This is a genomic window from Pseudoduganella sp. RAF53_2 (genome assembly GCF_052113985.1).
GTDB lineage: Bacteria > Pseudomonadota > Gammaproteobacteria > Burkholderiales > Burkholderiaceae_D > Rugamonas.
The window spans coordinates 1-2424 of the sequence record NZ_JBFRDW010000786.1 but is presented as its reverse complement, the minus strand read 5'-3'; the positions used below and the strand labels follow the sequence as shown (position 1 = coordinate 2424).

Genomic DNA, 2424 nt, shown 5'->3' with positions numbered 1-2424 from the left:
GCATTGACGGCTTCCGCGGCGATACGGTCAAGCACACCGAGCCCGGTGTGTGGAAGGAGCTGCGCAAAGTCGCCGAAGCTGCCCACGATGAGTGGAAGCGCGCCAATCCCAAGAAGGTGCTTGGCGATGGCAAGTTCTTCATGACGGCAGAGGTCTACAACTACAACATCGCCCATGGCCAGCAGTTCGACATGGGCGGTGGTGCGACGGTCAATTTCTATCAGAATGGGTTCGATAGCCTGATCAACTTCGGCCTGCCATGGGATGCGAAGCAATCCTATGAGTCGGTGTTCAGCAAATACTCGGCACAGCTGCATGGCCCGCTGAAGGGCTACTCGGTGCTGAACTACATGGACTCTCACGACGACGGCAATCCTTTTGATGCCGCGCGCGTGAAGCCGTTTGAAACGGCTACCAAACTGCTGCTGGCGCCGGGTGCTGCGCAGATTTACTACGGCGACGAAACCGCACGCCGCCTCGATGCTGCGGATGCCGTTGGCGACGCGAAGCTGCGCTCGTTCATGAACTGGGATGATCTGGCGCAGAACGTTCAGCGTGACGGCTATCGCGTGGCGGATGTGCGCGCGCACTGGAGCAAGCTGGGTCTGTTCCGTCAGGCGCATCCATCCATCGGAGCCGGCGTGCACGAGAAACTGGCGGATGCGCCGTACACCTTCAAGCGCACGCTTGGCGCGGACAAGGTCGTCGTCGCGCTCGATGTACCGACAGGCGCCGCCGCTGACATCACCGTCCGCGGCGTCTTCGCCGACGGCGCAAAGGTGCGTGATTACTACTCCGGCACCCGCTATGTGGTCAAAGGCGGCACCGTCCACACCAGCGGCCAGGCCAGCACAATCCTGCTGGCTGCCGACCGCTAACGCAATCCGGCGCGCCCCCGCCGCCGTGGCCAGCCGCCACGGCGGCGGGGCGCCCTGGTGCGAGAACGCTACCGTCCGGCGGCATGGCGCCGCTGGCGGCGCCGCGGCCGCGGAAGAGGCGTGGCTTGTGGCTTATTCGACGAACACGACGGCGGTGCGGGCGGGGATGGTGAAGCGCCCGGTGGCTGCGGCGTAGGCGGCTTCGCGGGCGCGCTTGTCGGCGCCGTTGGCCTGGACGGGATGCAGGCGATACGCCTTGCCCGCTTCGCCATTCACCGTGCGCGCCACCTTGTCGACATTGATCAGATAGGTAAGCGAGCGGAAGCCCGCGCCGTCGTAGCCTGCGCCATCAATGGTCGCTGCAACAACGGTCGGCACCTGCGAAGGACCAACATTGAAAAAGCGCAGGCGCTGCTTCACATCATCCGTAGTGCGCAGGCGGAGCAGCGTGCTGCTGGCGCGGATGCGCAGCAGATCGCGGAACACGTCGCGAGAAAAGGCGATATCGGCAGGCGATGGCTTCAGGGCCGGATTGCCCAGCAGCGGCTTGATCAGCGCGTAGTCCTTGCCATTGTCCGCAGCCGGCGGCAGGCCCACGCCGAAGTTATTATCGCGATAGGTCCAGTCCAGCCGATTGAACCAGTCGCCCGATTCAAAGCTGTTCCGGTCCAGGGACTTCGAACGCAGAATATCAAAGCCCGCGTGGTAATAAGCCACGCCCTGGCTGAACGCATTGATCGCCGCAGCCAGCATCTGCACGCGCGCACGATCCTCGGTGCTGGTGGCCAGCGGCAGCTTGAACACGTTGATATCGTAGAGCGTCTGATTATCGTGATTCTCTACATAGTTGACCGCCTCGCCCGGCTGGCTCGCATAGCCCGCCGGCTGATTGCCGCCATAGGCAATGTCCTTCAGCGCATGCGTCTCGCYGGTATAAGTCTGCATCGGATAATCGCGCAACGTGCCAGCCAGGCCCACGCGAATCATGTCGGCCGCCTGCAGCAAATCTGCGATAGGGCGCAAGCCTGCGCCAGCATTCGGATCGTAAGACAGGCCATTGATATAGCCTTGTTGCGAAATCATCTGCTGTCCCGAATCTCCCGCACCGCCACCGCGCACAGCATCGCGTCCACGATCGCTGAACGTGCCTATGCCGCTGCCGTTCAGTGACAGTTGCGACGCCTGCACAAAGCGCGCGCCGTCCGCGACTTCGCCGAAATTCCAACCCTCGCCAATCAAAGGAATGTGTCGGCCGGCCGCCTTGTCGACGCGCGCCTGCAAGGCCTCCATTGCGGCACGCGGCTGGTGCCCCATCAGATCGAAGCGGAAGGAATCGATGTGATAAAACTTCGTCCACAACTCGGCCGAATCAATCATCAGCTTCGCCATCATGCGATTCTCGGTGGCGGTATTGAAGCAGCAGGTGGAGTGTTCGATCTCGCCCTTCAGATCAAGGCGGTGATAGTAGCCTGGCACGATGCGGTCCAGCACGGAGCGCTCATCCTGGCCGCCGCGATAGGTATGGTTGTACACCACGTCCAAGCCC

The 2424-nt window shown here is 62.5% G+C and carries 1 protein-coding gene and 1 pseudogene; one reads left to right on the top strand and one right to left on the bottom strand.

The features are described from left to right. Window positions 1-878, top strand: a pseudogene (locus AB4Z11_RS29485) (alpha-amylase family glycosyl hydrolase); the annotation flags it as partial. A 132-nt stretch (window positions 879-1010) separates the two neighbouring features. On the opposite strand, the gene AB4Z11_RS29480 reads toward AB4Z11_RS29485, so the two are convergent. Further along, window positions 1011-2424 (bottom strand): alpha-1,6-glucosidase domain-containing protein (locus AB4Z11_RS29480; protein WP_442029396.1); only part of this gene is annotated, 1414 nt, incomplete at its 5' end.